Raw genomic sequence first — 22,628 nt, 5'->3', positions numbered from 1 at the left:
TAAGGCCGCAATCATGGTTTTGTGTAAGCCATGGAGAAGCTCACCCGCAAAGAAGGTCGACAGTCCACCGAGCGTGCCGCCTTGGAGGAGTTCCTCGACGGGCAGTGGTGGGGCGTGCTCGCCATGGGCGGAGTCGAACGACGTGACGGCAGGACGCGGCCCCTTGCGGTGCCGACGCTGTTCGTCCGGCACGAGGACCGGATTCTCATGCATGGTTCGACTGGCGCCGGCGCGATGGGAGCCAACGCAGTGGCAACCTCTGCGGCGTTCTGCGTGACCGCGATGGACGCGCTCGTGGTCGCTCACAGCACTTTCGACTCGTCGGTGCATTACCGGTCGGCGGTGCTCTACGGTGATCTGCAGCCCGCCCGCAGCGAAGAACGCGCCATGCTCTTGGACCGGTTCAGCGATCTGCTGCTTCCCGGGCGCACGGGCGAAGTCCGTGGCATGACACCGAAAGAGATCGCCGCCACCAACGTCGTCGCCATGCCCATCACCGATGGGGACTGGGTGTACAAGGTCAACGACAGTCCGGTCAAAGAGCCCGACGAGGACACCGACGTGTGGGCAGGCACCGTCCCGTTCGTCGTCAATTATGGGACGCCGCACCGGGCTTCGTGGTCATCGGCCGAATTGCCGGACTCCGTGCGGACATTGGTCGCCTCGGGACGTCCGAGCTCCGTCAGGTCTGCGCCGGTGTGACCAGGAACTTCTCCCCCGTCGCCTTACGCGAGATCATCTGTAAGATCTGCGGTTTGAGCAGGTCGGCCAGCGGGATCGTCTGGGTGTAGTGGCTGGCGAACGTGGTTTTCACCCCGGCCGCCACGCGGGCGTGCAGCTCGGCGATGCGGGAGGGGCCGATCTTCTGCAGGAACGGGGTCAACAGCCACCCGCCGACGCTCCAGCTCATGCCGAATGAGCGGTCGAGCTCCGTCGGTCCGGTATCCAGGGATCCGTAGATGTAGACCTGTTTGAGGACAGACGACCCGTACCTGCTGTAGCTCGTCATCCGTCGACCGGCCGCGGTCTCCATGGCAGAGAGGATTGTGCTCGCCAGGCGCCCGCCGCCGATCGCGTCGAAGGCCAGGGTGGCGCCCGTCTCGGCGACGGCCTCGACGAGCGTCGGGACGAAGTCGTCGGCGGTCGAGTTGCAGACATAGCGGGCCCCGATGCCCCTGAGCAGCTCCTCCTGCGCCGCGCTGCGGACGATGTTGACCAGCCCGACGTTGTCCTGCGCGCAGATCTTGTTGAGCATCTGCCCAAGGTTGGATGCCGCGGCGGTGTGGACCAGGGCCGTGTGTCCTTCGTCGCGCATGGTTTCGACCATCCCCAGCGCGGTGAGCGGGTTGACGAAGCACGATGCCCCCTCGGCGGGGGTCACGTCGTCGGGCAGCACGAGACAGTTGCCGGCAGGCACTGTCCGGTACTGGCTGTACATGCCACCGGCGAGCACCGCGACGGTCTTCCCGAGCAACGAGGCCGCGTCGTCACCCGCCGAGATCACCACGCCAGAGCCCTCGTTGCCCACAGTCATCGACTGTCCGAGGCGGCTCGCCATGGCGTGAAAGCCCTTGGGCGGGACGGAGATCGATGTGTGCCGGGCCGCGCCTTCGCCCTCGGTTCGTGCAGTCGCCAGGTCCGCCGCGCCCAGCAGCAGCCCCAGATCTGACGGATTGACCGGCGACGCTTCGACACGCACGACGACCTCGCCCGGGCCCGGCGGAGTGACCGGCTGGGGCTCGAGTGTCAGCTCGAGCTCACTGGCCTCGGTGAGCAGGGAGCGAAGTTCAAGACCCGAGACAGGCAGGTCGGCGGTGGCGGAGTCAGTCATGACGCTGCGTCCTTCCAGGCGTAGTCGCTCGGTCGAGGGCAAGAGTGACTCCATTTTGGCCTGACGCACCGCCGATGTCTGCGGACTCGCTCGGCGGACGAGGATAATCGGCCCTTCGAACAACGCGCGGGATCGAGGATGCATCGATGACTCCGGAGGGACTGGCCGCAAGGTCCGACGGCGCCGACGGACCACGCAACGGCTGGGCGCCATCAGGGCTGACGCCGTTTCTGCTGGGCCCGACGGCGCCGCTGTGGCTGGGCTTCGCGGTCGGTGCTGTGCTGATCGTCGCCGAGGCGGCATTGGTGGGCCTGCTCGGCAGGGCTCTGCCGCATCAGATGTTCGGCGTGGTGTTTTTCCTTGGCGTGCTTGTGATCTCGGCCGGATGGCCGATGTGGATGGGCGTGGTGATGACGTTCGCGAGCACCGTCGTCTATCTGCGTATGCACCTCGGTGGCATGGTGATTCCCCATACGCTGCAGGACTTGATCCCGATCGTGGTGTACATGCCCGTTGCCCTGCTGGCCAATGTGCTCGTCGGACAGGCGCGGTTGCGTGCGGTCGAAGCCCGGGAGGCTGCCGAGAAGGTCAGCGAGCTCGCCGAGCGTCAGGCGGCGCTGCGCCGGGTCGCGACCCTGGTCGCCCGCGGGGCGCCGCCCGACGAGGTGCTGACCGCGGTTGCCGACGAAGTCGCCAACGCCCTGCACATGGGCAATGCGGCGTTGTTTCGGTATGTCGACGACGAGTACGGCGAAATCGTCGCGGTCCACGACGAGGCAGGCCATCCACGGATGCCCGTAGGCGTCCGACTGCGGCTGACCGGTGACAACGTCGCAGGCATGGTGCTGCGGACCGGTCGTGCGGCACGTCTGGACAGCCACGAGGATGCGACCGGGGCGGCCGCTGCGGCGATCCGTGACCTCGGCCTGCGCTCCGGGGTGGGCGCCCCGATCATCGTCGAGGGACGCCTGTGGGGTGCCGCGATCGCGGGCTCCTCGCGACCCGGGGCGCCGCCGCCGGATATGGAGTCACGCCTTGCCGACTTCGCCGAGCTGGTGGCGACGGCGATTGCCAACACCGAATCCCGCCGGGAATTGATGGCCTCACGGGCACGGATCGTGACGGCAGGCGACGAAGCCATGCGGCGGATAGAACGAGACCTGCACGACGGTGCCCAGCAGCGGTTGGTCGCGCTGGCGTTGACGAGCCGATCGCTGCAGGCATCGCTACAGCCCGACGATGCGCTGGCACACGAGATCGCCGAACTCGGTGACGGATTGGTAGCGGCCAGCGAGGAACTCCGCCAGATCACCCACGGAATACACCCCGCGGTTCTCACCAACGGGGGTCTGCGGCCGGCGTTGCGCGCGTTGGGCCGCCGGGCGCCCCTGCCCGTCGAGGTGTCCGTCGATGTCGCGAACCGACCACGCGAGTCCGTCGAAGTCGGTGCGTATTACGTTGTCGCAGAGGCATTGACAAACGTCACCAAGCATGCCGACGCATCGCAGGTCGAGGTGTCCGTCGATGTCGACGGCGGCGCCCTGCGCATCGTGGTGGCCGACGACGGTGTGGGGGGCGCCGACACCGGCGGTGGATCGGGACTGGTCGGCCTGAAAGACCGCGTGGAGGCACTGGGCGGCCGCCTGCAGATTGTGAGCCCGATGGGCCGGGGCACCACCTTGACCGCGTACATTCCGCTTGCCGCTGACTGATGGCCTGCGCGCCAACAGGTTCCGTTGAGCCTTTCTCAGCGTAGGTTCAGGGACCCGCCTCTAGCGTCTCGGGCATGGCCGATACCGCAAGATCCGGGACCAGTTCTTCCGCACTGAGCCGGGTTCCCGAAGTCACCGTGTGGTTCTGGGTGATCAAGGTGCTGTGCACCACCGTCGGTGAGAGCTTCGCCGACTGGATCAACATGACGCTCGGTGTCGGGCTGGTTCGGACAGCCATCATCTTCACCGTGATCCTGGCGGTCGTGCTGGGGTGGCAGCTGAGCATGCGCCGCTACGTCCCCTTCGTGTACTGGCTCACGGTCGTCGTGATCAGCGTGACCGGCACGCTCTACACCGACATTCTCACCGACGCCATGGGAATTCCGTTGGCGGCGAGCACCTTTGCCTTCGCCGCGGCGCTGGCCGTGGTGTTCGGCGTGTGGTTCGCGCGCGAGCGCACGCTGTCGATCCACAGCATCGTCTCGCTACCGCGTGAACTGTTCTACTGGCTGGCCGTTCTGGTGACGTTCGCGCTGGGCACGGCCGTCGGCGACTGGACGTTGGAGCTCACCGGCTGGGGTCCGGGGCGGTCGGTGCTCCTCCCGGCCGGGCTGATCGCCGCAATCGTGATCGGCTGGCGGTTCGGCGCCAACGCCGTGCTGTCGTTCTGGCTCGCGTACATCCTCACCCGTCCGCTGGGTGCGAACCTCGGCGACTGGCTGGCCGCCCCGAAGTCCGAGCAGGGTCTGGGACTGGGCGTCGCGGTGACGAGCGTGATCTTCCTCGGAGCCATCCTGGCCACGGTCGTCTACCTTTCGGTGACGCGCTCCGACGTGATCGAACGCGACGTTGCCACCGCGGCGGCGCCAGATCGTGACGCCGCCCGCGAGCGCGTCATGCTCGGTTACCTCGGCGTGGTCGCCATCGGGACCGCAGCCCTGCTGGCGTGGGCTGCCGCGCAGCCCCACCAGATGCCCGCAGGCGGTGAAGCGGAATCGGAATCGGCCGCAGCGGTGACGCTACCGGCCGGGCAGTCGGTCACAGCCCAGTTCCCGCCCGCCGCGGTCACCAAGTACCGCGGAATCGTGCAGGACACCCTGGTGAAAGTCAACGCGGGTGACCAGACCGGTGCGGTCACCCGCATCAAGGACCTCGAAACCGCATGGGACGACGACCAGGCCACCCTGCAACCGATGGACAACGCCGGGTGGGCCGTGCTCGACGGTCAGATCGACCAGGTTCTCTCTGCGCTGCGTGCGCCCTCACCCGACCAGGCCACCGAAACACGAACCCTTAATCAACTGCTCACCTCGTTGCAGTAGCCGCCGGCACCTGACAGTCCGATGGGAAGATCCTGCTACTGCGTGTCGCATCGCTCGCGGTACGCCGAGCAGAGGTAGACCGGCTGACTGTGGGTGTCGGCAGGCGGCAACAGCAACCGCACAGGTACTCGTCTGCAAGATATGACCGTGGCGGTTGAGATGGCAGAGCCCTTGCGCCACCGCATCGCACAGCTATCCCTGGTCGACGGGTGGGTGCCGATCGCGGTGCAGGTGCTGGCTGCGCTGCTCGTGCTGTACGTGATGTGGGCCCACGCCGACCGCCGAGGCTGGCGGAGGCTTGCGCTCGCCGCCCTGATCGGCGCGCCGATTGCGGTATGGGCTCGCTACTACATCTCCTCGATCGGAGTCTCCGGTGAGGCGGCGCCGAGCCGACTGTGGCTGTGGATCGGATTGATCGGTGCGGCTGTGAGCCTCATCTTCCTCACGTGGCGGCGCGCGTCCTGGTGGCGGCGCGGTGCATCGGTGCTGGCCGTACCCCTGTGTGTGGTGTGCGCGGCACTGTCGGTCAACACCTGGGTGGGCTACTTCCCCAAGGTCCGCACTGCGTGGATGCAACTCACCACGGGTCCGCTACCCGATCAGACCGACCGGGTCGGCGTCACCGCCATGCAATTGTCGAACGCAAGGCCTGATCGAGGCGTCGTCGTGCCGGTGCGGATCAATTCCAACGCATCGGGTTTCGCGCATCGCCGAGAATTCGTCTACCTGCCGCCGATATGGTTCGCGAGCAAGCCGCCGCCACGCTTGCCCACGGTGATGATGATCGGGTCGGCGTTGAACACGCCGGCCGACTGGCTTCGGGTCGGTAATGCGGTCGCCACCATCGACGACTTCGCCGCCCAGCACGATGGCAGCGCGCCAGCAGTGGTCTTCGTCGACGCGACCGGCGGGTTCGACAACGACACCGAATGCGTGAACGGACCCCGCGGGAACGCCGCCGATCACCTCACGAAAGACGTTGCCCCCTTCATGGCGGCGAATTTCGGAGTCAGCGCCGAGCGCACCCATTGGGGCGTCGCCGGATGGTCGATGGGCGGAACGTGCGCGGTCGTCTTGGCTGTGATGCACCCCGAGCTGTTCAGCGCCTTCGTCGACATCGCCGGCGACATCGGCCCCAACACCGGTAGCCGTGAGCACAGCATCGCCACGTTGTTCGGCGGCGACGCCGACGCGTGGGCCGCATTCGACCCCACCACCGTCATGAAGAAACACGGCCGCTACACCGGCGTGACGGGATGGTTCGAGGTGCCCGGGTCGCCTGACGGCACGTCACGTGACCCGGTGTCGAATCCCGAGGGCCAGGACGTCGCCGCGCGTTCGCTGTCGGCCACCGGCGCAACGCAGGGCATCACGTCCACGGTGGTGACGCGGCCCGGCAGGCATGACTGGCTGTTCGCGTCCCAGGCCTTCGGCGATGCGCTGCCTTGGCTGGCAGCACAACTCGGAACCCCTTCGGTACCACGAGTGGCGATGCCGAATTCGACGACAGATGCGGCAGGGCCGACGGGCATTCCCGGCTTTACTCAGCACCATTGACTCGGCCATTCGAGTAGCGCACTACGCTAGCCGATCTCGGTTCTCCGACCGACCCTTGATGTCTGCACCTTTGACGAGGGTGCCTGCCGGCTGAGACTCGGAGGGACAGCTGTGGACGTCGAGACCCATTCCCGCGGAAAGATACTGGCCGCGATCGGGGTGCCGGTGGCGATCACCCTGCTGTCCGGGGCGACCGTACCGTGGTGGTGGCACGAGGTTTTCGACCACCACGGCGCAGGCGGCGGTTCCACGGCTCAGAATCCGGGCGCCGCAGCGGGTACAGAGGGCAAGACACCCGGGCCGGTCTCGGCGGGAACGTGCGCTGTGACGGTTGCCAACCCGCTGGTGATGCTGCGTGAGACACCGGAGCCATTCGGGCAGGAATCGGTGAAAGTGGCGGCGGGCACGTACAAGGTGTCCGACATCGCCGACACGTCGTGGGCAGGCGCTCCGCAACGGTGGTTCAGAATCGATGTCGGCACCCGTTCCGGCTGGATCCGCGACGATTCCTTCAGCATCGATTCGCGATCGGATTCCTGCCCGTAACGCCTCCGCTCGACTGCTCAATAGCATTGATGGCAAACAGTTTTCAATTCGTTACCGCAGTGTCCGAACCGTTATCGCTTGCACAGCTGCGCCATAAGGTCGCCACAGGGCCGGCAAAAATCCAGGTCATAGCTTTGCTTCGCATCCGGCATTGACGCCGTAACACGAAGAAACGGAGTAAACCTATGACGTTCAAGCGAACCCTGGGTGTCTCGGCGCTGGCCGCGGGCATCGGAATGGCCGGGCTGTTCGGTGTCGGTCTCGGCACGGCAAGCGCGGACCCGGGCTGGGGCTGCGACCGTCCCGGCGCCCCGCAGTGCGACAACCACCGCGACGATCGCGGACCCGACCGCGGACCGGCCGGACCGGTCGACTGGCACAACCGCGGCATCGATCAAGGCCGCAACGACCACCAGCCGTTCAACTGGAACGGCCAGCAGGTGACGCCGATGCAGGCAGCGGACGGCCACGGTTGGGGCTTCTGGTTCCTGGGCACCTGGATTCCGATGTAACTCCACCGAAACTGTCGATGGGCCGCCGCTTTCGGGGCGGCCCATCAGCTATCCGGCGCCGCGGTCGTCGGTCGGGCGCGTCGCGAACGGATTGAACTTCGACAGCCCCGGGATGTTCGACAGCATCCGGAACACGTCGTTTCCGGTGGCGACGAGCGCCTCCAACTGAGGCAGAAGCCGATCCATCGTGCGGAACATCGGGTCGGCCATCGCCAGATAACGCTCGGTGCGATCGATCGTCGTATTGAGCCGTTCAGTCGCAACCGCCAGATTCTCGATCAGATCGGGTAATTGCACGGCGAGTTGGGCTGATGCGGGCGGAATGCGCATCGCGCTGTTCGCGACGGCCTGCGCGGTCTCGACCGCCGACTGAGCGGTCTCCACCGCAGCCTGTGCGGCCGATTTGAGGTCACTCGGTTTGGGAAACTTCGGACTGGTCATGTCGGTAACTGTGCCGCACCGCGACGTCGCTGTCAGCAGGTTTGGTCGGCGGTGTCGGGGCTGCATCGAATCGGATACCGCGCGGGAGCGTTAGGCTGCTTGCGGCGATCGGCAACCGGAAATCGGCGGGCCCACCGTGGCCGTCAAATGCCCTGCCCGAGAGGACAATCCGTGCCGATCCCGATTGCCACGTCGGGGAGAGGGTGCGAGATGGAACAGTTCCGCCGCGGCGGCCTGGTTTTTGACGTCATCGACGACGGCCCTGCGGATGGGCCGGTCGTGGTTCTGCTGCACGGATTTCCTCAGCGCAACACCAGCTGGGAAGCCGTGATGGCGCGGCTGACGGCGCACGGATACCGGTGCCTGGCACCGAATCAACGGGGCTATTCCCCCGGCGCGCGGCCGCTGCGCCGCCGCGACTACCGGATGTCCGAGTTGGTCGACGACGCGCTGGCCCTCATCGACGGCAGCGGAGCCGACCGCGTGCACCTCGTCGGGCACGACTGGGGCGCTGCCGTCGGCTGGGGAGTCGCGCTGCGCCGGCCAGACCGATTGGCATCGTTCTCGCCGATCTCGGTCCCCCATCCGGTGCCATTCCTGCGTGCCATACCGACCAGCCGGCAGGGGCTGGCGTCCTGGTACATGTACGTCGCTCAACTACCCCGGCTGCCCGAGCGGCTGCTGCTCGGGCGGAATGGCGCAGGCACCAGGATCACCGATGCCCTGCTCCGCAGCGGTCAGGCTGCCGCGCACGCGCAACGCGACACCGAAGCGATGCTCGAACCCGGCGCGCTGACCTCGGCGCTCAACTGGTACCGCGCGATGCTCTTGTCCGATTCGGGCGAGATCAAGCACCGGGTCCGGGTGCCGACGATGTACATCTGGAGCGACGGGGACACCGCGATCACCGCCAAACCGGCCCACGAGACCGCGAAATTCGTGTCCGGACCGTACCGCTTCGAAACGATTCGCGGCGCATCGCACTGGTTGCCCGACGAAGAGCCTGACACCGTGGCGGACCTACTGCTGGAATGGTTCGCCGAACACCCGCTGTGAAGTTCTACTGCCGGCCGCGTTTGGCCTGCAGCAGCCGGTAACCGCCGTAGAGCGCCAGAGCGACACCGAAATTCACGAAGTAGGCGATGTCGGCGCCGTACCACGCGGTCGCCACCGGCCCGTGGATCAGTGAGGTGTTCATGAACGGCATCGCCACCGCGTAGGAGATGACGAAGGTGATCAGCGCAGCCACCGCGTCGGACCGGCTGGTTTCCTCGACCGATGGGTCGAGCGTGTCGCGTCCGCGGATCCGGAACGCCCAGTCCACCGACACCACTGCCACGAACGCCGGAATCCAGTAGCTGACCAACAACAACACGTCGGTGAATCGGCTCGCGGTATCGGCGGCGTGCAGCCACAGGATCAGGAAAAAGGCGAGTGCCGTGACGATGACGGCGGAGACCGGCCGTCGCACCCGCACTCCGATGGTCTGCAGCGCCAGGGAACCGCTGTAGTCGTTCATCACCCCTGAACCCACGGCGGCCAGTGCGATGATCAACAGGGCGAGCCCACCGAGGATCCCGCCGCCCATCACCGTTCGCACGCCCTCGGCGGTCTGCTCACCGATCGCTGCCGCGCCGGCGATACCGATGCCCTGAACGAAGATGTACGCCGATGCGATACCGGCGAACGTGTACCCGAAGACGTGGCCCCGGGGTGCCGTCGCGGGCAGGTATCGACTGAAGTCTGCGGCATAGCTCGCCCACGAGATGGCCAGGCTCAGCGCGATGGTCACCTCGAAGACGAAGGCACCGACCAGCGCTGCACCGTGGGTGGTCGCCGGTGTGACCACGTCCTGCCCGCTGACCAGCTTGGCGGCGAACACCACGAAGGTGACCAGCAAGACGACGGTGAGCACCGCCTGCAGCCGGTGGATGAGCTCGTAACCGAAGAATCCGACGACACCCTGGACACCGAGGACGATGAGCACGGCGATCCAGAACGGGATGCCGACGAGGACAGCCAGCGCTTCCCCGCCGAACAATCCGACCAACGCGTCCCACGCGATCGACGAACCCCACTGCAGCACACCGGGCACCACGACGAATCCACCGAACGCCATTCTCGCGTTGGGCAACTGGCCGGCGCCGGTGCGCGGGCCCCACGTCGACAGGTAGGCCACCACCAATGACCCGAGAACGGTGCCGATGACCATGGCCAGCATGCCCAGCCAGAAGCCCAGACCCAGTGCGATCGCCAGCGTCCCGGTGAAGACGCCCGTCATATTGACCTGAGGTGCGAACCACACGGTGAACAACCGCGACGGACGGCCGTACCGCTGATCCTGAGCGATCGGCGCGATGCCGTGCGTTTCGACCGCGAGGTCACCGGCGCCGGTCGGGCGGCGCCCGGTGAAGGCGGTGGCGTTGAGCACGTTGGACCGAGAAGGCATGGCCCATTTCATCATGCCGATGAGCGCCGGTTCATAATCGGGAAACTGAAAAGATAGGCTAACGAATGGAGTGACGGTGGTGGTGCCCAGGATCGGAAACCCTGACACCACCGCGACCCGCCCCGCCGTGCTGATCGCCGGGTTGAGTCTCGTCGTGCTGACCGTCGCGGTCCTGCAGACCGCAGTGGTGCCCGTCCTCGGTGTCATCGCCACACAACTGGGATCGACAACCGCTGCGGTGAGTTGGGCGGTGACCGCGAACCTGCTTGCCGCAGCCGCGGCCACCCCACTCATCGGCCGCCTCGCCGACCTGTACAGCAAGAAGCGGGTTCTGCTCGCCGTGCTTGCCGTCGTACTCGCCGGCTCGCTGCTGGCCGCGACCACCGCCTCGGTGCCGCTACTGATCGTCGCGCGGGTGCTGCAGGGCGCCTCCTACGCGCTCTATCCGATCAGTATCGCCGTACTGCGGGCCGAACTCGCCGAGGACAGACTGGTGGGGGCGATGTCGATCCTGTCGGGGACCCTCGGCTTCGGTGGCGGCGCCGGGTTGGTCGTGACGGGACTATTGATGTCGGGCGACGCCGGCTATCACCGCGTCTTCTGGCTCACCACTGCCTTCACCGCCGTGGTCATTGTCCTTGCGGCACTTGCCGTTCCAGACCGTCGGCCGGACACGACCGGCACCATCGACTGGCTCGGGGCCATCGGGCTGGCCGTCGGACTGTCGGCCTTGCTGCTCGGCATCACCCAGGGCAACGCGTGGGGCTGGGCCGTCCCGGCGACGCTCGGCCTGCTGACGGCCGGAGTGGTCGTGCTGGCCGGGTGGTGGTTGTGGGAGCGGCGGGTGCAACAGCCCCTCGTGTCGACCGCGATGCTCACCCGACGGCCGATCCTGATGACCAACGTCGCCACTGTCTTCGTCGGCATGGGGTTGTACTTCGCCTTCCTGGGGCTCACCCAGTTCGTCCAGATGCCGCGCGAGGTGGCCGGCTACGGGTTCGGCGCCACCGTGCTGCAGGTCAGCGTCTATTTCCTGTTGCCGGGCGCACTCACCGGATTCGTCGTGGCCCTGATCAGCGGTCGGTTCATCGACCGCTACGGCGCACGGCGGGTGATGGCAGTCGCGGCCGTCGCCGGCATCGCCGGGTTCGTCGTGCTGGCGCTCGCCCACGACCAGGCCTGGCAGGTGATCGTCGCCGGGGTGCTGGCCAACGCGTACATCAGCCTGGGGTACGGGGCGTTACCTGCCCTGGTTGTCAGCGAGGTCGACGCGGCGCAGACGGGTATCGCCACGAGCATGAATGCCATAGCCCGGACAGTCGGGAGCTCGATCGCCGCCGCGATCGTCGCGGTGCTCATCGGCCACGCCCGCGTACCTTCGGAATCCAGCTTCGTGATCATCTTCGTCGCAGGCGCGGTCACGGCCGCCCTGGCGATGGCTCTCATCGCAATGTCGCGTACTCCCGATCGCCACCGGCAATCGGTGCAAACCCTGTCGGAGGCCCGGGCGATGAACCACGAATGGGGCTGATCCCGTCGTCGGTTTCGCGCCGCCGGATCGCAGCATCCTGAGAAACTGAGCGCAGCCTCCCAGACCCGTCAGCGCGAGCGCGCTGGTTGTGGTTGCACGCCCCCTTCACTGTAGGAATACGTGCAAAAGTCGCCTTCAAACGAAGGATTCCATTGTAGAAATGTTAAATCGTTGCGGAATCGCTTGCGAACGTCGGCCCCATCCGCGATGGTTTACCCACAGCGCCACGCTGAGCCTTAGGAGGAACTCCACTGACCGGCCCAGACACCACCGCCATCGACGATTCGGCGGGACAAGCTGGAGCGCCACCTGCAAGTGGCAGCCCAGTCATCGAGATCGACCATGTGACCAAACGCTTCGCCGACTACGTCGCCGTACAGGAGGCGGACTTCTCGATCGCCTCCGGCGAGTTCTTCTCCATGCTCGGTCCATCCGGGTGTGGCAAGACGACGACGCTTCGGATGATCGCGGGATTCGAGAGCCCCACCGAGGGCGCGATCCGGCTCGAAGGCGTCGACGTGTCCCACGTCCCGCCGCACAAGCGCAACGTCAACACTGTGTTCCAGCACTACGCGCTGTTCCCGCATATGACAGTGTGGGACAACGTCGCCTATGGGCCACGCAGCCGGAAGAAGTCCGCGAAGAAGAGCGCGGCCGAGATCAAGCGCAGCGTCGACGAGCTGTTGGAGATCGTGCGACTGACGGACTTCGCCAATCGCAAACCCGGCCAGCTGTCCGGCGGGCAGCAGCAGCGGGTCGCGCTGGCACGCGCGCTGGTCAACTACCCGAGCGCGCTGTTGCTCGACGAGCCGTTGGGCGCGCTGGATCTGAAGCTGCGGCATGCCATGCAGTTCGAACTCAAACGCATCCAGCGGGAAGTCGGGATCACCTTCATCTACGTCACGCACGATCAGGAAGAAGCGCTCACCATGAGCGACCGGATCGCCGTGATGAACGCGGGCAACGTCGAGCAGATCGGCACCCCGACCGAGATCTACGATCGGCCGGCCACGGTGTTCGTGGCGAGCTTCATCGGCCAGGCCAACCTGTGGGCCGGACGGCAGACCGGAAGGGCCAACCGCGATTTCGTCGAAGTCGACGTGCTGGGAACGACATTGAAGGCCAAGCCCGGCGACACGACGATCGAGCCCGGCGGCCACGCGACGCTCATGGTGCGTCCGGAACGAGTCCGGGTGACCATGGACCGGCCGGACGGGGACGTAGCGACCGTGCCCGCGACCGTCAAGGATCTCACCTTCCAGGGCCCGGTGGTGCGGCTTTCCCTTGCCGCGCAAGATGATTCGACCATCATCGCCCACGTCGGCGCGGAGCAGGACCTGCCGCTGCTGCGGCCCGGCGACGCCGTGCACGTCAGCTGGTCACCGGACGCCTCCCGGGTACTGCCCGCGGCGGACATCCCGACCACCGAGGACCTCGAAGAGATGCTCGACGACTCGTAGTCGCCGCCTGCCGTCACCACTCCCCCTCATCCGAAAGCGCCCCAATTCACCGAAAGGTCGCTCATGCCCAACCACACCGATCCCGCACTGCTCGCCCGACTGGCCGCCAACCCCACTTCCCGGCGCCGGTTCCTGGGCGGAGGCGCGGCGGCCGCAGCCGCGCTCGCCCTTGGCCCGTCGTTCCTCGCGGCGTGTGGCTCCAGCGAGAAGGCCAGTAGCCCCTCGAGCTCCGCGCCCCCCGATGACGGCACTCCGGCGAGCGGCCATCTGCGCATTTCGAACTGGCCGCTCTACATGGCGCCCGGCTTCGTCGACGCCTTCCAGAAGGCTTCCGGGCTCACCGTGGACTACCGAGAGGACTTCAACGACAACGAGCAGTGGTTCGCCAAGGTCAAGGAGCCGTTGTCGCGCAAGCAGGACATCGGCGCGGATCTGGTGGTGCCCACCCAGTTCATGGCGCTTCGGCTCAACGGCCTGCACTGGCTCAACGAGATCCGCGATTCCCGCGTCCCCAACAAGAAGAACCTGCGCCCCGATCTGCTCAACGCGCAGGTCGACCCGGGCCGTAAGTACACGGCGCCGTACATGACCGGCATGGTCGGTCTCGCTTACAACAAAGCCGCGACCGGCCGCGACATCGCGAAGGTCGAGGACCTGTGGGACCCCGCGTTCAAGGGCCGGGTCAGCCTGCTGTCCGATATGCAGGACGGTCTGGGCATGATCATGCAGTCTCAGGGCAACTCGCCAGAAAACCCCACGAAGGAAGGGGTCCAGAAGGCCGTCGACCTGGTCCGTGAGCAGAAGGACAAGGGGCAGATCCGCAGGTTCACCGGCAACGACTACGCCGACGACCTTGCTGCCGGCAATATCGCTGTCGCCCAAGCCTATTCGGGTGATGTGGTGCAGCTGCAGGCAGACAATCCCAATCTGCACTTCGTGGTCCCGGAAGCGGGCGGCGACTGGTTCATCGACACCATGGTGATCCCCTACACCACCCAGAACCAGAAGGGTGCCGAGGCCTGGATCAACTACGTCTACGATCGCCCGAACTACGCCAAGCTCGTCGCGTTCACCCAGTACGTGCCCGTCCTGACGGACATGGCCGAGGAGCTCGACAAGATCAATCCGAACTTGAGCAAGAACCCGCTGATCAACCCGCCCGCCGAGACACTGGCCAAGCTGAAGTCCTGGGCGGCGCTCACCGACGAGCAGACCCAGGAGTTCAACGCCATGTACGCCGCAGTCACCGGCGGCTGAGCCGATGGCAGGTGTAGCGACCAGTAGCCGGCAGCGGAGCAAAGTGGCTCCGTACCTGATGATCCTGCCGGCGCTGGTGTACCTCGGGATCTTCTTCGTGGTGCCGTTCTTCTCTCTGGCCCGCACGTCGTTGTCCAGCTCGGGCGGATCGGTGTATCTGCCCACGCTGACCTTCGACTGGAGTATCGGCAACTACGCCAAGGCATTCAGCACCTACAGTGAGCAGATCCTGCGCTCGTTCGGGTACGCACTGACTGCCACGGTGGTGTGTGCGCTGCTGGCATTTCCGCTCGCGTACGTGATCGCCTTCAAGGCAGGCCGGTACAAGAACCTGCTTCTTGGCCTGGTGATCCTGCCGTTCTTCGTGACGTTCCTGATCCGGACGCTGGCCTGGAAGACGATCCTGGCCGACGACGGCTGGGTGGTCAGCACTCTCGGTTCGCTCGGGTTGCTGCCCAGTGAGGGCCGGTTGCTGTCGACGAGCTGGGCGGTGATCGGTGGCCTCGTCTACAACTGGATCATCTTCATGATCCTGCCGCTCTACGTCAGCTTGGAGAAGATCGACCCGCGCCTGATCGAGGCGTCCAAGGATCTGTATTCCACCAATCGGCGCAGCTTCACCAAGGTGATCCTGCCGTTGTCCATGCCCGGCGTGCTGGCGGGCAGCATGCTGGTGTTCATTCCGGCCGTCGGTGACTTCATCAACGCCGACTACCTGGGCAGCACGCAGACCAGCATGATCGGCAACGTGATCCAGAAGCAGTTCCTGGTGGTCAAGGACTATCCGGTCGCAGCCGCGCTGAGCATGGTTCTGATGGCGATCATCCTCGTCGGCGTCCTGCTGTACACGCGGGCTCTGGGGACGGAGGACCTGGTATGACATCCGTGGCGGTTGCCGCCGCGACGAGTCCGGACGTACCGAAAACCGTCAAGGGCACCCCGAGGTGGGGTGACTGGGCGTTGCGCATCGTCGCAGGCCTGGTGTTGCTGTACCTGTTCCTGCCGATCTTCGTCATCGTGTTGTTCTCGTTCAACAAGCCTGCGGGCAAGTTCAACTACACGTGGCAGGAATTCACCTTCGACAACTGGACCCACCCGTTCAAGTACCCGGACCTGACCGCGGCGCTGAAGTTGAGTCTCAACGTCGCCGCCGTGTCGACCGCCGTCGCCCTCGTCCTGGGCACGCTGGTGGCGATCGCCCTGGTGCGCCAACGGTTTCGGGGACAGAAGGCCGTCGACACGTTCCTGGTGTTGCCGCTCACGGCGCCAGAGGTGGTGATGGGCGCGTCGCTGCTGACACTGTTCCTCGACCTGGGTTGGGCGACAGGCTATGTCACGATCCTCATCGCGCACATCGCCTTCGAGGTCAGCTTCATCGCCATGACGGTGCGAGCCAGGGTCCGGGGATTCGACTGGACGTTGGAGGACGCGTCGATGGACCTCGGCGCGAGCCCCACCCGCACGTTCTTCAAAGTGACTCTGCCACTGATCGTTCCGGGAATCGTCGCCGCGGCGATGTTGTCGTTCGCCTTGTCACTCGACGACTTCATCATCACCTACTTCGTCAGCGGGTCGACGGTCACGTATCCGCTGTATGTCAACGCGGCGGTCAAGGCTGCGGTGCCACCGCAGATCAACGTGCTCGCCACCGCGATTCTGGTGATCAGCCTGGTGTTGCTGATGGCGGGAACGCTCTACCGGCGCAAGCGAATCGACGCATAAGCGGTTGATCCCGTCGAGATCGACGCCAGGGCTGTGAATTTTCGTATTCCACAGCCCTGGTGTCAATTTCGACGATCGGTCAGCCGACCTCGGCGGGCACCGGTGCCGTGCGTGCGCCGTTGCTCGTCGCGCCGACACCGGCCACGACCACCAGCGCGATGCCGACCACGCCGAGCAGTGCCGGAACCTGGTGCAGGATGAGCAGTCCCATGAGCATCGCGAAACCGGGTTCGAGACTCATCAGCGTGCCGAACGCCGCGGTGGTGAGCCGACGCAGCGCCAACAGTTCCAGAGCGAACGGGATGACGGGCAACAGGATCGCCAGGCCGAGACCGATCAGCAGGAGCTGCGGGGTGAGCCGCCCGAATGTGGCCGGTCCCGCTGCCAGGCTGGCGACCAGCGCAGCGACCGGCATCGAGATGGCCAGCCCCCTGAGCCCGGCCACCTCGTCCCCGACGCGCTGGGTCAGCAGGATGTAGGACGCCCAGCACAATGCCCCGGCGAGGGCGAACAGCACACCGATCGGATCGACGGACCCCGTCCACGGCTCGGTCAGCAGCACCACGCCGACACCGGCCGCGGCGGGCCAGACGAACCGTCCGCGGCCGCTGCCTTTGGCGACCGCAACCCCCAGCGGCCCAAGGAATTCCAGAGCGCTCGCGGTGCCCAGCGGGATGCGCGCCACCGCCAGCATGAACAGGATGGTCACGCCGGCCGTGGCCGCTCCCAGCAGCACGCATGCGACGAACGACGACCGGGTGAAATGAGTCGGGCGTGGCCGCACGATCGCCAACAGGATCAGACCGGCCCAGGCCAGGCGCAGCCACGCGACGCCCACAGCGCCCAGGTCGTCGATGAGCTCGACGGCGATGGCAGCGCCGAGCTGCACGATGAGCATCGCCGCGATCGCCATGAGGGCGCCTTGGCGGGCACTACCGGTGGTCATTACTGCATTGAACGGCACCGAAATCGTTCGTGTCCACGTGATATTTACGGACATACCGTTCGGGATTTATTGACGATCAGCACGATTGGTCCTGGCGCAGGATGGCGGCGTCGACGAGGTTCGCGATGATGTCATCGGTGCTGAAATCGCTGAGCCACAAGTTGGGTGAATCAGTGCGGTGCAACATGGCGACACCGTGCAGTGCGACCGACAACGACGCGGCGCTGCGGTGCGAAGCCCGCGTCGGCGTCGACTTGGGGTCGGCACCGCGGCAGGCCAGCAGTCCTCGCGTCACCACCTCGAGGGCCTGGCGCGCCGCGGGCGCGACGTCTGCGGCCTGTGTCATCAGCGTGTACCGCAACGGATAGCGTTGCGCGAACGCGACATACGCCCGGCATCCGAGGATCACTCGATCCCTCGCGGTCTTGCCGGCCTTGCTCTGTTCGGTGATCTCCGCGCAGACCTGTTCCCAGCTCGTCTGTACGACGGCCTGCAGCACCTGGTCGCGGTCTTCGAAATGGGCATAGACCGACGGCGCCGCGATACCGGCCTCGCGTGCGATGCTGCGCAGCGACACCTCCGCCTCGGTCTGTGCGACATCGATGACGCGGGTTGCGGCCGAAAGGATCTCGTCACGGAGCAGCCCGCCCTGACCGCGCGAATTGCGCTGACGTGTGGACCGCGACATGTCCGTATCCTAACACGTTAAACTAACATCCGTTAGGTTATCGGGCCCCGCATCAGACGTGACGCACGTCAACTGTACGCGTGTTTGCTTATGGCTGTAAGGTTATAGGCCAGTGAAAGGGATGACCTTGACCGAAACATTGACCTCCACGCGGCCGTTCACCGATCTGACGAGGCTCGAACCCGTCGGCAACGGCACCTACGCGGCATCCGTGGATCCCATCTGGACCATCGGCCCCAAGGTGCACGGCGGTTGCATGATGGCGCTGTGTGCGGCCGCGGCCCGCCGGGCCTTCGGCGCCGAGGCTGACCTGCAACCGATCGCCGTGAGCGCCAACTATCTTCACGCCCCCGAGCCGGGCGACGTGACGCTCACCGCCACCGTCCGCAAGCGGGGGCGACAGGTCAGCGTTGTCGATGTCGAGCTGTCCCAAGGTGATCTGGTGGCGGTGTCCTCCGCAGTCACCCTCGGACATCTGGATGTGGCGGATCCTCGCGATCAGGAGCCGCTGCCCCTGTCGGACATGCCCGCCGAACCGTCCGCCGACGCCGTACACGTCTCCCCTGCGCACCCCATGGGGCAGGTCGTGCATGTGGCCCAGGGTTGCGATCTGCGTATCGATCCTTCGGCGGCCTTGTTTCTGGCCGGGCAGCAGGGCGAACCGATCAATCGAATGTGGCTGCGGCCCTTCATAGCCGACGAAGCCGATCCCGATACGGCGCTGCTGTTCGCGGTCATGGCCGGTGACATCAGCGCACCGGTGACGATGAACCGGGGCATGTTCGGCTGGACGCCGACGGTTCAGCTCACCACCTACCTGCGCCGCCGGCCCGCGCCGGGCTGGATGCGGGTCATGGCGAGCGCCACCGTCATCGGCGAGACCCTGTTCGAGGAGGACCATTTGATCCTCGATGCGACGGGGCAGGTCATCGTGCAGAGCCGCCAGCTCGCGATGATCCCGAAAGGACACTGAGCCGTCGCCGAGGCGGAAGACGACGCCGACCCACATCGTTCGCTCGGCGATCACGGTCCCGACACCCGCAACTGTCACGGTGGACATGTGGTTATCGAGCCTGATCAACTGTCGGCGGCGGAGCGGTTCCACCGCTTCTGCGAACGGGCCGTCGGCCGCCTGCCGTTCGGGTTGAGCAGGCTGGTGGCGTCGACCTTCCTCGGGTTCGTGCTGATCAACAGTTTCACCTTCGGTGTGGACCTGCTGGCGTTGACGGTGCTGCGCGGGTCGTTCGGGCTGCCGCTACCAGTGGCGGTGACCATCGCGTACTCGTGCGCATTCGCCCTGGCCTACTACTTGAACCGGACGCTGAACTTCCGGTCGCATGCCTCCGTCGGCCCGCAGCTGGCGGTGTACGTGATCGTCGTCGTGATCAACTACGTGGCGTTCATCCTCGGGGTGTCGAGCGGGCTGGCCGCGCTGGGCGTCGAATATCACCTCGCCAGGATCGCCGCGGGCGCCTGCGAGGCCATCTACATGTACAGCGCGATGCGCTGGTTGGTGTTCCGCCGGTGAGCGGGTGTCGTCACCGCAGCCTCTCCCCCGAGTCGGAGTCGAACAGGTACACGCGCTCGGCCGGAGCGCTCAGGGTGACCTGCTGCTCGGGTTCATAGCTTTCCGCAGCAGGGGTCTGCACCACGATGCCTTCCTCGATGCCGGCAACCGTGCTGGTGGCCAGCCCGAATTCCAGCAGATGTTCGAAATAGGCGACGGTGACCCGGATGCCGTTGCCGGTGGCTGAGCCGATCACGCAGTCCTGCGGCCGGATCCCGACGGTGACCTTCGTGCCGTCGGCGACGCCGGTCACCGTGGTATCCAACGCGCCTGCGCCCGAACCGATCTCGACCCTGACCGCGCCACCCGCTGCCCGCGCGACGCCGTGCAGAACATTGATCTGCGGTTCACCGACGAACTGGGCGACGAACAGATTCGCGGGATCGTCGAACACCTCGTCGGGGGTTCCGAACTGTTGCACCACACCGGCATCCATCACCGCGAGCCGGTCGGCCAGCGACAGGGCCTCCACCTGATCGTGCGTGACGACGATGGTGGTGTAGCCGAATTCACGTTGCAGCACTTTGAGTTCCCGACGCACCCGCTGCCGGGCCGACGCGTCGAGATGGCTCAGCGGCTCGTCGAGCAACAACACCGGAGGATTGCGCACCAGGGCGCGGGCCAGCGCCACGCGCTGCTTCTGCCCGCTGGACAGGCCGGCCGGGCGCAGCCCCATCATGTCGTCCATCTCCAGGCGCCTGCTGATGGAATCGACCATCTGCTCAGCGCCTTTGACCTTGCGCGCCTTGAGCCCGTAGAGCAGGTTCTCCCGGACCGACATCGGCGGGTACAGGGCGTAACTCTCGAACCCGACACCGATGCCGCGCTTGGCTGCCGGCAGCTGCGATACCTCGCGATCGCCGATCCGGATGGAGCCGCTGGTCACCGTCTCCAAGCCGGCGATCATGCGCAGTGTGGTGGTCTTGCCGCAGCCCGAAGGCCCCAGCAGCGCCACCAGCTCTCCCGGGCGGATCGCCATGTCGATGCCCTTGACCGCCTGGAAGCTCTCGCGGCCCCGAGACGAATAGGTCTTCACCAGCTTGTCCAGCGTGAGGCTCTGTGCGGTGTCGGGGGGTGTCACGGTCGTGGTCACTGAGCTACCTCCAATGCGGAATCGCGCTTGCCGTCGTCCAGTCGGCGGGTGTCACCCGGACCCGCGGCGAACACATGGATGTCGGAATCGGCCACGGTCATGGCGACGTCCGCGCCCTCGCCGACGCCTTCGCGGCCCGAGGTGAGCACGATCAGCTGAGTCCCACCCACCGTCACGGTGAGTTCGACGTTGCGGCCGAGACGTTCGGCCAGCAGCACGCGGCCGCTCAACACGCCCGCACCGGAGGTGACGTGAATATCGCAGGGCCGCAGGCCCACCCGGACCTGATCACCACGCGCACATTCGACCCCGGCGGGAACGGGGAGGTCGAACGATCTGTCGCCGAGGCGGATCCGGCTGTCGTCGACGACGCCGTCGATCAGGTTGATCTCGGGCTGACCCAGCGCTTTCGCGACGAAGGTGTCGGCCGGGCGGCGCCAGATCTCCTCCGGTGTGCCGATCTGAACCAACCTGCCCTCGCGCATCACCGCGATGCGGTCGCCGAGCGCGAGCGCCTCCTGATAATCGTGAGTGACGTAGACGGTCGTGGTGTTGCTCATCGCACCGAGCTGCTTGAGTTCTGCGCGCATCGCCGCGCGCAACTTGGCGTCGAGGTGGCTCAGCGGTTCGTCGAGCAGGTAGATGTCGGCAGGCCGCACCAACACCCGACCGAGCGCCACGCGCTGACGCTGACCGTTGGACAGCTCCCGCGGAAACCGCTTCTGCAGATGATTGATTCCCAGGGTCGAGGTAACCTGGTCGATGCGCTCGGCGCGCTCCTGCTCCGAATACCGGCCGGTGCGACCGCTTTTCAGGGGTGAGGCCAGGTTCTCGGCCACCGTCTTCTGCGGGTACAGCGCATAGCTCTCGAATGCCATCGCCACATTCCGGTGATATGGCTCCACCTTGGTGACGTCCACACCGCCGATGTGCACCGACCCCTCGTCGATGTCGACCAGACCGGCGACCGACTTCAACGTGGTGGTCTTGCCCGCGCCGCTGGGGCCGAGGATGACGAAGAACTCACCGTCGGCGATGTCCACCGACAGTCCGTCGACCGCTTTGGTCTTGCCGAAACTCTTGTGTACATCGGCAATCGACACCGTGGACATCAGGCCTTCACCGCCCCGAACGACAGGCCGCGCACGAGGTACCGCTGGATGGTCAAGGCCAGGACCAGCGGCGGGAGCGCGGCGATGATGGCGGCCGCGGCGGTCAGGTTGTAATACGCCTGCCCGCCGCCGCCGAGGAACTTGGTGATCGCAACGGTCACCGTGCCGGCATTGCTGTCGGCGAGAATCAGCGGGAACACGTAGTTGTTCCACGCGAAGATGAACGCGAGCAACGCTGCGGCGGCGATGCCGGGCCGCACGATGGGTAGCGCCACCATGACGAACGCGCGCCGCCGCGTGTATCCGTCGAGCAGTGCGGCCTGCTCGAGATCCTCGGGCAGGTCCTGGAAGTAGGACCGCAGGATCCAGACCACCAGAGGCATGGTGACCAGCTGCAGCACCCAGATCATGCCGACCTTGGTGTCGAACAGCCCGATCTGGTTGTAGATCACGAACAACGGGACGATCACCATGAGCTCGGGCGCGAACCGGAACGAGAGCATCTGGAACATCAGGTCATTGGAGCCCTTGTACTGCCACCGACCGGCGGCGTACGCGGCAGGGATGCCGATGACCAGTGAAACGATCACCGCGCCACCGCAGTTCAGCAGGCTGGTCAGCAGCGAGGCCTTGAAGTCGACGCTGGTCATCTGGGTGCCCTTGTCGGAGAGCACGGTGGCGAAGTTGGACCATGTCGGGCTGAACGAGAAGTAGGTGGTGGTCTGTTGCTCGGCGTTCTTGAGGGCCAGGACCACCATCCAGGCGATCGGGAACAGTGAGAACACGAACCAGAAGACCAGACCGACGTCGGCGGCCACCGACCCGATCGACAGGCGCTTCTGTCCCGGGAGGAGTTCGGATCTGTTGAAGAGTCCCATGGTG

Annotated in this window: 22 protein-coding genes; 14 read left to right on the top strand and 8 right to left on the bottom strand. The window is 66.0% G+C overall.

The window, feature by feature from the left end; genetic code table 11:
• Positions 1–30: 30 nt before the first annotated feature.
• Positions 31–702, top strand: a complete 672-nt coding sequence (locus tag BST13_RS05080) for a pyridoxamine 5'-phosphate oxidase family protein (protein WP_083161262.1) — start codon at positions 31–33, stop codon at positions 700–702.
• On the opposite strand, the gene BST13_RS05075 is transcribed toward BST13_RS05080, so the two are convergent.
• The gene (locus BST13_RS05075) at positions 683–1,831 is read right to left on the bottom strand and encodes a zinc-binding dehydrogenase (RefSeq protein ID WP_083161260.1); all 1,149 of its coding nucleotides are present in this window, start codon (positions 1,829–1,831) and stop codon (positions 683–685) included. The two genes, BST13_RS05080 and BST13_RS05075, sit on opposite strands and share 20 nt — an antisense overlap.
• A gap of 146 nt (positions 1,832–1,977) precedes the next feature.
• Between BST13_RS05075 and BST13_RS05070 the strand changes: the two genes are divergently transcribed.
• The 5 genes from BST13_RS05070 to BST13_RS05050 all read left to right on the top strand — a co-directional run bounded on the left by BST13_RS05070 (position 1,978) and on the right by BST13_RS05050 (position 7,480).
• Complete coding sequence (locus BST13_RS05070; protein WP_083161258.1) at positions 1,978–3,543, top strand: GAF domain-containing protein; 1,566 nt, start codon at positions 1,978–1,980, stop codon at positions 3,541–3,543.
• 74 nt (positions 3,544–3,617) lie between these two features.
• Positions 3,618–4,865, top strand: a complete 1,248-nt coding sequence (locus tag BST13_RS05065) for a COG4705 family protein (protein WP_083161256.1) — start codon at positions 3,618–3,620, stop codon at positions 4,863–4,865.
• A 141-nt stretch (positions 4,866–5,006) separates the two neighbouring features.
• Complete coding sequence (locus BST13_RS05060) at positions 5,007–6,422, top strand: alpha/beta hydrolase (protein WP_425436978.1); 1,416 nt, start codon at positions 5,007–5,009, stop codon at positions 6,420–6,422.
• A gap of 111 nt (positions 6,423–6,533) precedes the next feature.
• The gene (locus tag BST13_RS05055; RefSeq protein ID WP_083161254.1) at positions 6,534–6,968 is read left to right on the top strand and encodes a hypothetical protein; all 435 of its coding nucleotides are present in this window, start codon (positions 6,534–6,536) and stop codon (positions 6,966–6,968) included.
• A gap of 185 nt (positions 6,969–7,153) precedes the next feature.
• Positions 7,154–7,480 (top strand): hypothetical protein, encoded by a 327-nt coding sequence (locus BST13_RS05050; protein ID WP_083161252.1) that lies wholly within the window; start codon positions 7,154–7,156, stop codon positions 7,478–7,480.
• 48 nt (positions 7,481–7,528) lie between these two features.
• Here BST13_RS05050 and BST13_RS05045 read toward each other — a convergent pair whose 3' ends face one another.
• Positions 7,529–7,921: a hypothetical protein gene (locus BST13_RS05045; protein ID WP_083161250.1), complete on the bottom strand. Its 393-nt coding sequence runs from the start codon at positions 7,919–7,921 to the stop codon at positions 7,529–7,531.
• 210 nt (positions 7,922–8,131) lie between these two features.
• Here BST13_RS05045 and BST13_RS05040 point away from each other — a divergent pair, with 210 nt between their 5' ends.
• Entirely contained in the window at positions 8,132–8,977 is an 846-nt protein-coding gene (locus tag BST13_RS05040; protein WP_083161248.1) for an alpha/beta fold hydrolase, read from the top strand.
• A gap of 4 nt (positions 8,978–8,981) precedes the next feature.
• Here BST13_RS05040 and BST13_RS05035 read toward each other — a convergent pair whose 3' ends face one another.
• Positions 8,982–10,370 (bottom strand): purine-cytosine permease family protein, encoded by a 1,389-nt coding sequence (locus BST13_RS05035; RefSeq protein WP_211296006.1) that lies wholly within the window; start codon positions 10,368–10,370, stop codon positions 8,982–8,984.
• 76 nt (positions 10,371–10,446) lie between these two features.
• On the opposite strand from BST13_RS05035, the gene BST13_RS05030 reads away from it, so the two are divergent.
• The 5 genes from BST13_RS05030 (at position 10,447) to BST13_RS05010 (ending at position 16,340) form a co-directional block, all read left to right on the top strand.
• A complete protein-coding gene (locus tag BST13_RS05030; RefSeq protein WP_083161410.1) occupies positions 10,447–11,901 on the top strand; it encodes an MFS transporter in 1,455 nt (484 codons plus the stop codon).
• A gap of 344 nt (positions 11,902–12,245) precedes the next feature.
• Positions 12,246–13,361, top strand: a complete 1,116-nt coding sequence (locus BST13_RS05025; protein WP_083161246.1) for an ABC transporter ATP-binding protein — start codon at positions 12,246–12,248, stop codon at positions 13,359–13,361.
• Between the two features lie 63 nt (positions 13,362–13,424).
• Positions 13,425–14,618 (top strand): polyamine ABC transporter substrate-binding protein, encoded by a 1,194-nt coding sequence (locus tag BST13_RS05020; protein WP_083161244.1) that lies wholly within the window; start codon positions 13,425–13,427, stop codon positions 14,616–14,618.
• 4 nt (positions 14,619–14,622) lie between these two features.
• Positions 14,623–15,498: an ABC transporter permease gene (locus BST13_RS05015; RefSeq protein WP_083161233.1), complete on the top strand. Its 876-nt coding sequence runs from the start codon at positions 14,623–14,625 to the stop codon at positions 15,496–15,498.
• Positions 15,495–16,340, top strand: a complete 846-nt coding sequence (locus tag BST13_RS05010; RefSeq protein ID WP_064946297.1) for an ABC transporter permease — start codon at positions 15,495–15,497, stop codon at positions 16,338–16,340. The genes BST13_RS05015 and BST13_RS05010 overlap by 4 nt, the downstream gene beginning before the upstream one ends.
• Positions 16,341–16,419: 79 nt before the next feature.
• On the opposite strand, the gene BST13_RS05005 is transcribed toward BST13_RS05010, so the two are convergent.
• Both BST13_RS05005 and BST13_RS05000 read right to left on the bottom strand, forming a co-directional pair.
• A complete protein-coding gene (locus tag BST13_RS05005) occupies positions 16,420–17,286 on the bottom strand; it encodes an EamA family transporter (RefSeq protein ID WP_083161231.1) in 867 nt (288 codons plus the stop codon).
• Between the two features lie 76 nt (positions 17,287–17,362).
• Complete coding sequence (locus tag BST13_RS05000; RefSeq protein WP_245839351.1) at positions 17,363–17,974, bottom strand: TetR/AcrR family transcriptional regulator; 612 nt, start codon at positions 17,972–17,974, stop codon at positions 17,363–17,365.
• Between the two features lie 121 nt (positions 17,975–18,095).
• On the opposite strand from BST13_RS05000, the gene BST13_RS04995 reads away from it, so the two are divergent.
• Positions 18,096–18,947, top strand: coding sequence for a thioesterase family protein (locus tag BST13_RS04995; RefSeq protein WP_083161229.1), 852 nt, complete (start codon positions 18,096–18,098; stop codon positions 18,945–18,947).
• Positions 18,948–19,034: 87 nt separating this feature from the next.
• Complete coding sequence (locus BST13_RS04990; RefSeq protein WP_083161227.1) at positions 19,035–19,502, top strand: GtrA family protein; 468 nt, start codon at positions 19,035–19,037, stop codon at positions 19,500–19,502.
• Positions 19,503–19,512: 10 nt separating this feature from the next.
• On the opposite strand, the gene BST13_RS04985 is transcribed toward BST13_RS04990, so the two are convergent.
• From BST13_RS04985 to BST13_RS04975, 3 genes are read right to left on the bottom strand one after another with little or no spacing between them, the layout of a single operon-like run.
• Positions 19,513–20,634 carry an ABC transporter ATP-binding protein gene (locus BST13_RS04985; RefSeq protein ID WP_083161225.1) on the bottom strand — a complete coding sequence of 374 codons (1,122 nt, stop codon included), beginning with the start codon at positions 20,632–20,634 and terminating at the stop codon, positions 19,513–19,515.
• A complete protein-coding gene (locus tag BST13_RS04980) occupies positions 20,631–21,746 on the bottom strand; it encodes an ABC transporter ATP-binding protein (RefSeq protein ID WP_083161223.1) in 1,116 nt (371 codons plus the stop codon). The genes BST13_RS04985 and BST13_RS04980 overlap by 4 nt, the downstream gene beginning before the upstream one ends.
• The gene (locus BST13_RS04975; RefSeq protein WP_083161221.1) at positions 21,746–22,624 is read right to left on the bottom strand and encodes a carbohydrate ABC transporter permease; all 879 of its coding nucleotides are present in this window, start codon (positions 22,622–22,624) and stop codon (positions 21,746–21,748) included. Before BST13_RS04975 ends, BST13_RS04980 begins: the two co-directional genes overlap by 1 nt.
• Positions 22,625–22,628 lie beyond the last annotated feature (4 nt).

Origin of the sequence: Mycobacterium aquaticum (assembly GCF_002086485.1) — a bacterium.
In the GTDB taxonomy this organism is placed as follows: Bacteria; Actinomycetota; Actinomycetes; order Mycobacteriales; family Mycobacteriaceae; genus Mycobacterium; species Mycobacterium aquaticum.
This window is presented reverse-complemented; position numbering and strand designations above follow the sequence as displayed.

Excerpts from the sequence above, each read along its gene's own strand:
- BST13_RS05000 (WP_245839351.1), bottom strand. The coding sequence starts at position 17,974 with ATGTCGCGGTCCACACGTCAGCGCAATTCGCGCGGTCAGGGCGGGCTG.
- BST13_RS05005 (WP_083161231.1), bottom strand. The coding sequence starts at position 17,286 with ATGACCACCGGTAGTGCCCGCCAAGGCGCCCTCATGGCGATCGCGGCG.
- BST13_RS04995 (WP_083161229.1), top strand. The coding sequence starts at position 18,096 with ATGACCTTGACCGAAACATTGACCTCCACGCGGCCGTTCACCGATCTG.
- BST13_RS05050 (WP_083161252.1), top strand. The coding sequence starts at position 7,154 with ATGACGTTCAAGCGAACCCTGGGTGTCTCGGCGCTGGCCGCGGGCATC.
- BST13_RS05040 (WP_083161248.1), top strand. The coding sequence starts at position 8,132 with ATGGAACAGTTCCGCCGCGGCGGCCTGGTTTTTGACGTCATCGACGAC.
- BST13_RS05015 (WP_083161233.1), top strand. The coding sequence starts at position 14,623 with ATGGCAGGTGTAGCGACCAGTAGCCGGCAGCGGAGCAAAGTGGCTCCG.
- BST13_RS05010 (WP_064946297.1), top strand. The coding sequence starts at position 15,495 with ATGACATCCGTGGCGGTTGCCGCCGCGACGAGTCCGGACGTACCGAAA.
- BST13_RS04975 (WP_083161221.1), bottom strand. The coding sequence starts at position 22,624 with ATGGGACTCTTCAACAGATCCGAACTCCTCCCGGGACAGAAGCGCCTG.
- BST13_RS05060 (WP_425436978.1), top strand. The coding sequence starts at position 5,007 with ATGACCGTGGCGGTTGAGATGGCAGAGCCCTTGCGCCACCGCATCGCA.
- BST13_RS05035 (WP_211296006.1), bottom strand. The coding sequence starts at position 10,370 with ATGCCTTCTCGGTCCAACGTGCTCAACGCCACCGCCTTCACCGGGCGC.
- BST13_RS05065 (WP_083161256.1), top strand. The coding sequence starts at position 3,618 with ATGGCCGATACCGCAAGATCCGGGACCAGTTCTTCCGCACTGAGCCGG.
- BST13_RS04980 (WP_083161223.1), bottom strand. The coding sequence starts at position 21,746 with ATGTCCACGGTGTCGATTGCCGATGTACACAAGAGTTTCGGCAAGACC.
- BST13_RS05045 (WP_083161250.1), bottom strand. The coding sequence starts at position 7,921 with ATGACCAGTCCGAAGTTTCCCAAACCGAGTGACCTCAAATCGGCCGCA.
- BST13_RS05070 (WP_083161258.1), top strand. The coding sequence starts at position 1,978 with ATGACTCCGGAGGGACTGGCCGCAAGGTCCGACGGCGCCGACGGACCA.
- BST13_RS05080 (WP_083161262.1), top strand. The coding sequence starts at position 31 with ATGGAGAAGCTCACCCGCAAAGAAGGTCGACAGTCCACCGAGCGTGCC.
- BST13_RS05075 (WP_083161260.1), bottom strand. The coding sequence starts at position 1,831 with ATGACTGACTCCGCCACCGCCGACCTGCCTGTCTCGGGTCTTGAACTT.
- BST13_RS05020 (WP_083161244.1), top strand. The coding sequence starts at position 13,425 with ATGCCCAACCACACCGATCCCGCACTGCTCGCCCGACTGGCCGCCAAC.